Raw genomic sequence first — 6,503 nt, 5'->3', positions numbered from 1 at the left:
ATGGGCCAGGAGCCGGCGCCCAGCGGCGTCTTGGCGGTCGACAGCTGCGCCTTGCGCCAGGTCTCGTTGTCGCCCTCGGCGGCGTCCAGGGCTAGATGCGGCCGGTCCCCGACAACTTGGCGTTGGCGGTGTCGGCCTGCGCCTCGACGCTGGCCTGGAACTGGATAACCGCGGCGACGCCATAGGCGCGCGACAGCTTGACCAGCAGTTCCTGCCGCAGCGCCTCGCGGGCGGCGGTCCAGTTGTCGCCACCGATCTCGGCGTCCTCGTCGAGGACCAGCACCGGGCGAGAGGCCGTCGGCGACCGCCCCGGCCAGGTCCGCCTTGGAGCCCGATGGCCAGGCCCAGCATCGCGCGGGCGACGCGGTAGGCGGGGGGCGTAGGGGGCCGAATAGAACAGGTCCAGGTCGGCCAGGAAGTCGCGGGCCCAGGCCTCCAGGTCGATGCCCCTGATAATCGCGGGTCTCGGTATCGCCATAGAGGCCGGTGGCGGGATCGAGCAGCCTGATCTCACACCCGGAGCGCGATTCCAGCACATTCGACAGCGGCCGCAGGGCGAAGCTGCGGCTGCAGACCCTCGACGCCGGGGACGGTCGAGGGCGGGGCCAGGGCCACCTTGCCGATGCCCGCGCCGTCGATGAACGACACCGCCCAGACGTCGGTCGGGTCGGCCTGGCGCTGGTGGTGCGCTCGGCCGACAGCACCTTGCCGGTGGCGACCCGCAGGCCGGGGGACGGCCGCCTCCAGATCGGCGGCGAAGGCGTTCAGCGTCACGCCCTGTCCTCGGGTCGGTCGCGGCGATGCTGCGCCGCGCGGCCACCGCGCTGACCGCCGCCACGGCCGAGGCCGGGGCGTCCGGCGGGCCCGGAAGGCCGGATCGACCAGGTCGAGGTCGCGCTCGATACCGACCCAGCAGCGCAGGGGGAAGATCGAGCCGGGCAGCACCCAGCCGGCCTGGCCGAAGCTGGCCTCCAGCCGGCGCAGCGGCGGGGCAGCAGCAGCAGCGCTCCGGCCGCCAGCATGCCGACATTCAGATTGGCCTGGGCCAGGCCGTCGATGGTCACCGCCGCGCCCGCCCGGGCGAACCGGCGCAAGATGGCGTTGACGCTGTCGGCGGCGGCGGTCACCAGGCTGACCGAGCCTTCCGAGGCCGGGGCGGTGATGGTCACCCCCGGCTGGATCAGGCCGGGCGTGGCGGCGTTGGCCGCCAGCAGGGCGCTTGCGGTGACGCTGTAGCGCAGTCCGACCTGCGAGGGCGTCGTGCCCGAACCGCTGGCCAGCTGGGCCGGCGGGCAGAGCAGCAGGCCGCCGGGAGCCAGCACGTCCGGCTCGTCGGCGATGGCGTCGGCCAGCTGGTCCAGGGTGATCGGCGGATCGGCCCGGGCGACCACGGCCTCGAAGCTGTCGCCGTCCTGGGTCGCGATCGACTGGCCCTGCACGACGATGGTCTGGCCGCCGGCCACCGTCCCCGGCAGGGCGGCATTGGCGGCCACCAGGCCCTGGACCGGCGTGCGCAGTTCCTCGGCCTTGAGGAAGCGGCCGCTGATCGCCTCCAGGCTGCGCCGGGGCGGAATGCCATAGGGAATGCGCAGGGTCTGGGGGCTGGCCGGCAGCACACCCACCCCGGGCAGCACCAGCACCCCGGCCGCCTTCAGCACCGCGCCGGCGTTGTGGCGCAGCAACTCGCCGGACTCGACGCCATAGGCGGTGGCGATCTCGGCCAATGGCATGTCCAGCGGCGCGGTGGCGGGGGCGCTCAGGAAGACCGGAGCGCCGGCCGGAAACAGGTCGACCGTGGTCCCGTTGCGCGCGGCCAGTTCGGTGAGGCTGGCCCCGGAGCCGTTGGCGGCCAGGGTCTCGTCGGCCTGGATGATGTAGCGGTCCAGGTTCAGCGACGCCCCGTCGCGGAACATCCCCGGCAGGGTTTCGCCATTGGCCACGGCGACCATCACCGTGTTCCAGGGCACGCCGTTGTCGAAGAAGGTCTGGGCTATCTCGTCCAGGCTGACCTCGCTGTCGGGGGCCTTGAGGGCCACCTCGACCTCGACCCCCTGGCCAGTGAAGACGAAGCCGGGCCGCAGCAGGCCGGTCGTGGCGGCGTTGGCCCGCACCAGGCTGGCGGGCGTGACCTTGGCCGCCGCGGCGATGGCGTTCAGCGACAGGGCGGCGTCCGGCGTCAGGGTGCGGGCGGGGATGGCCAGCTCGATCCCCGCCGTCAGCGGCAGGACGGTGTTGTCGGGGTCGGCCAGCACGGTCGAGACCGTCAGTTCGGGCGGGCAGAGACTGGCGGTCGTGTCGCCGGCCTTGAAAACCGCGAACACCGGCAGGGCGGCGGCCGTCCCGACGATCAGTTCGCCGAGGGTGCGCAGGCCGTTGGCGCTGGCCAGGGCCGGCCAGTCCAGCCCGTAATGGCTGACCACATCGCCCAGGGTCGCGGTGACGGCCGGGTCGGCGGTCAGGGTGCGCAGGGTGGCGGCGGTGGCGGCGAAGGCGCTGGCCGCCGCCGCCTGGGCCCGCAGGCCGCCCAGCGGGCCAGCCAGCGGGATGGGCGAGCCGCCGGCCGGCTGGTTCAGGCTGGTCGACAGGCTCAGGCTCACGTCCGGCTGGCCGACCTGGAAATAGATGCGATCGAAGCGGGTCGACAGGTCCAGGGCTCGAGCGGCGCCCGCGCCAGCGGGTTCGGTGGGCGCGGCGACCAGGGCGCTGCTCTGGAAGCTCAGCCCCACCGATAGGGTCGCGCCGCCGCCGACGGCTGGAGAGACGCTGAACTCGGCCGTGGTCTGTGGCCAGGCCCCCAGGGCGATCACCGGATCGGTATAGCCGACGGCCAGATCCAGCACGCCGCTGGCGGCAACCTCGCTGCTCATGGCCGTACTCCCGCCTGCCTGGCCGCCGGGTCGACGTCCGAACTGTTGCCGTAGACATCCCGGAACCACACCGCCGCCCGCGCGGTGCTGATCGCCGTCTGGCCGCCGCCGGTGGAGATGCCGGCATAGGGGTCGTCGGCCGGGGCCGGCAGGCCGCTGACCGGCGGCAGCGGATGGCTCTTGGCGAAGTTGACGGCCGGCAGCACGCGGCTCATCCGCCAGACCGTCTCACCCTCTGAGCGGGGCGACACCGGCTTGCCGGGATTGCTGCCGGCGAAGGCTGCCGTCTCGACCATCTGGTAGCCCAGCAGGCCATAGAGCTCGCGCAGCGCCTCCTGTGGCGCCGAGGGCCCGTCGGTGACGGGCGGTTGGGTCAGGTCCAGTCTGAAGCCGACCTGGCCGGGCGACACCGTCGCCTGCCGGGTGGTCTCGGCCCGGTCCGCCGCCTCGGCGAACAGGGCGCTGGCCGAGGGATCCAGCGGGTCCGCCACCAGGGCGCAGGTATTGAACGGCAAGATGCGGCGCGAGGGTTGGCGCTCGACTGGCTGCCCAGCACGACCAGCAGGCTGATCAGGCCGCCGCCTTCCGGCGCGAAGATGTTCTCCGGCAGGCCCGTCCCGTCGGTCCCGGTGATCTCCAGCCAGTAGCCGCCGCCGCCGACCACGCTGGCCTCCCAGGCCAGGGTCAGGAACCGCCGGGCGTCGGCGATGCGGGCGAAATAGTCGCCGAAGGTCGGCTCGGCGGCGTCGGCGCGAAGCTGGGCGCCCGAGCGCGTCTCGGTCGAGAGGTTGGTCTTGACCAGGTAGCTGAGGTCCGGGTTCAGCGGGGCCGAGGTCAGGCCGGCGGGCAGGCCGGCCGATTCCGACAGCTGGTAGAGGACCTGGATGTCGGCGGTCTCGCTGGAAGTGCCGTCCAGGTATCTCCACAGCTCCAGCAGCCGCTGGCGCCCGGCGGTGTCGGCGCCGATCAGCTCGTAGGTGTTAGCCTGGCCGGGAATCTTCTGGATTCGCAGCTCGATCAGGCTGGCCCAGACATGGTTGGCCACCGGGCGCGGCGGTGCCTCGGGGCCCAGCGCCGGATCGGTCAGCTTCAGCTCGAAGGCCGTGGCGGGCAGCTTCAGGGCCGCCGCCGCCAGGTCACCGCCGATCGGCCAGAGGCTGGGCATGCCGGACTGGGCCGCGGCGCGGGTGAAGGCCGGCCAGTCGGGCGTCACCGGGGTCTGCCAGCGCCGGACCTGGCCCATCGGATGGCGCACCGGATCGTCACGGTAAAGGGTCAGGGCGCTGAGCCCGCCGTCCAGCTGCGGCAGCAGGCCGGTGGCAGGATAGCCGGCGGCCAGATGGGCCTGGGTCACCGCCAGGGTCAGGCTGTCCAGCGTCTCGGTCAGCACCACCATCCCGGGGGCGAGCCGCCCGGCGGGGTTCAGTTCGGCCAGGCGCGGCCAGGCGGCGGCCAGGGTCTGGGCGGTGTCGGCGGCCGTGACCGTCTGGCTGGCCACGAAGGTCAGCCAGGGGGTCGGCGCATCGAGCGCCAGGGTGATCTGGGCCATCACCGTTTCCGGCGGGTGTTCGGGGTCCGGGGCCGGGCCGGTGACCTGCTGGCCGATCAGTTCGTAGAGGCCGGTCATCGGGCCCGTGGCCTCGTAATGGCCGTCGACTTCGACAGGAGCCGGGACGCGCTGGCCGTTGAGCAGGAAGCGGGTCACCTGGCCGGCGATGGTGGCCGCCTGGGCGCCGGACTGGATCTTGGCGATCAGGACGTCCAGGTCGGCGGCCGGGACGGCGGCGATGCTCAGCGGCTTGCCGGCCACCGGCTGCAGCAGGCCCTGAACGTCCTGGCCCAGCCGGCCGACCTGTTCGATGGAAAGGTCGTAGAGGCTGGCGAACCCGGCCAGGGTCTGGCCCGCCGCGGTGGGCAGGCTGGCGTCCGTCACCAGGACCTGGGCCAGCGGGGTCAGGATGTCGGCGTCCAGCACCAGGGCGGCGAAGGCGTTGCTGGGGACATAGGGCTGGCTGGCCGGGTCGACCAGCAGCAGTCGGATGGCCAGCTCGCGCAGGGTCTCGTCCGGCAGGATCGGCCAGGCGCCGTTCGGCAGGGCGACCGCTCCGTCGACGTGGCCGGGGTTCAGCGCCGTGACCTCGGCCATGAAGGTCTCGAAGCCGCTGCCGGCCACCGGGTTCTGGGCCAGGGTCGCGGCGCGGGCGATGCTCATCAGGGTGTCGCCGGGCAGCGGGACCCAGGGGATGGGCTCGCTGAGCTGGTCGTAAGCCGCGGGGATCAGGACCGGGTCGGGCAGGCTGCCGTCGGCGCCGATCTGGTCGGGATTGAGCTGGCCGATGGCCTCGCCGTACCAGTCGGCCATCGGGAAGTCGGTTCCGCCGGGCTGGCGGGCGTAGAACGCCGCCGCGACCGTGCGCAGGTCCAGGCCCAGCGGGTTGGCGTAGATCAGGCTGCTGACCGCCAGCGGCGCGCCGGGCCGGGTGAGGCCGCCCAGGTCCAGCAGGGCGTCGGCGGCGATCCAGGCCTGGGCGTCCGCATGCATCCGGCCGGCCACGGCCTGCAGGCTCTCGTCTTCCAGCACCTGCGTCACCGTGGCTTCCAGGCGGATGGTCTTGCCCGCCGCCAGCGGCCAGTCGGGATTGCCCGCCGCTAGGCTTTCCGGGGTGACGCCCAGCAGGACCTCGATGGTTTCCCCCGGCGGGGTGGTGTTCAGCAGCGCGGGCAGGCCGGGGTTGAGCGCCAGGATCTCGCTGGTCGAGGCGCCCAGCGTGGCGGCGACCTGATCGACGGTGTCGCCCAGGCTGACCGTGTAGGGCAGTTCGATCCTGGGGAACTGCCCGGCGATCCCCGCCAGGGTGTCGGCGGCCGTCAGGTCCCAGGGCCAGTCCTGCAGCAGGGCGTCGCAGGCCTCGACCGCCGACTTGGCCAGCAGGGCCATGTAGTCGCGGTAGACGAAGCTGGCCATCGACTGGCCGGCCTCCTCCGCCAGGATGGCCAGGGGGGCGCTGCGGTGGGCCCGCTCGCGGGGGTCCAGGTCGTGGAAATAGGCGGCGACCTGCGCCTGATAGGTGGCGTCGATGGGCTGGTAACTGGCGAAGTCCCGCGTGCGCTCGCCCTCCACCGGCAGGTCCGGCGAGGTCCAGTTCAGGATCGGCGGCATGGGGAAGACCACCCCGGTGCGGTCGGCCGGCGCGCCTTCCGGAACCGCGCTCATCTGCAGCAGCAGGTTGCCCGCGAACAGCGTCGACAGGGTTTCGAAGCTGAAGCCCTGGTCCAGGGTCTGGGGACAGTCCAGTTGACCGGCCAGGTCGGCCAGGTCGCCGGCGGTGATCGGCCCCTCGACGCCCGGCAGGGCCGAGACGGCCCAGCGCAGCATGGCCTCGACCAGCACGTTGAAACCGAGGTCGGCGACCGACGCGGCCTGGGCGCTGGCCTCGGCGGTCTGCCGGTGGGAGTCGGCGATGCTCGCCGCTTCGGGCGGGGTCGCCGACTCGACGCTGAGCATGAAGATCATCCGCCAGTGCGGATCGGGGTTGGCCGGCGCGGTGCTCCCGCTCCAGGCGACCGGCACATCGGCCACGGTCATGCCTGGGACCAAGGTCACGGGCACGGGCTTGACAGCCTCGCCCGGGAACA

At 73.0% G+C, this 6,503-nt stretch carries 5 protein-coding genes; all 5 read right to left on the bottom strand.

Annotated elements, in window-relative coordinates:
* Positions 1–91: 91 nt before the first annotated feature.
* The 5 genes from CSW58_RS13080 to CSW58_RS13065 are packed head-to-tail and all read right to left on the bottom strand — an operon-like array spanning position 92 to position 6,471.
* Positions 92–478, bottom strand: coding sequence for a hypothetical protein (locus tag CSW58_RS13080; protein ID WP_099447572.1), 387 nt, complete (start codon positions 476–478; stop codon positions 92–94).
* A 32-nt stretch (positions 479–510) separates the two neighbouring features.
* Complete coding sequence (locus CSW58_RS13075; RefSeq protein WP_099447571.1) at positions 511–774, bottom strand: hypothetical protein; 264 nt, start codon at positions 772–774, stop codon at positions 511–513.
* Entirely contained in the window at positions 771–2,867 is a 2,097-nt protein-coding gene (locus CSW58_RS14195; RefSeq protein WP_161494624.1) for a hypothetical protein, read from the bottom strand. The genes CSW58_RS13075 and CSW58_RS14195 overlap by 4 nt, the downstream gene beginning before the upstream one ends.
* Positions 2,864–3,277, bottom strand: coding sequence for a hypothetical protein (locus CSW58_RS13840; protein ID WP_236627833.1), 414 nt, complete (start codon positions 3,275–3,277; stop codon positions 2,864–2,866). Before CSW58_RS13840 ends, CSW58_RS14195 begins: the two co-directional genes overlap by 4 nt.
* Positions 3,241–6,471 (bottom strand): LysM domain-containing protein, encoded by a 3,231-nt coding sequence (locus CSW58_RS13065; RefSeq protein WP_143755215.1) that lies wholly within the window; start codon positions 6,469–6,471, stop codon positions 3,241–3,243. The genes CSW58_RS13840 and CSW58_RS13065 overlap by 37 nt, the downstream gene beginning before the upstream one ends.
* Positions 6,472–6,503: the final 32 nt, after the last annotated feature.

It is taken from the genome of Caulobacter sp. B11, from assembly GCF_002737765.1.
Lineage (GTDB): Bacteria > Pseudomonadota > Alphaproteobacteria > Caulobacterales > Caulobacteraceae > Caulobacter.
The sequence above is the reverse complement of the archived record's forward strand: the minus strand, read 5'-3'. Positions and strand labels throughout refer to the sequence as shown.

Excerpts from the sequence above, each read along its gene's own strand:
- CSW58_RS13080 (WP_099447572.1), bottom strand. The coding sequence starts at position 478 with ATGGCGATACCGAGACCCGCGATTATCAGGGGCATCGACCTGGAGGCC.
- CSW58_RS14195 (WP_161494624.1), bottom strand. The coding sequence starts at position 2,867 with ATGAGCAGCGAGGTTGCCGCCAGCGGCGTGCTGGATCTGGCCGTCGGC.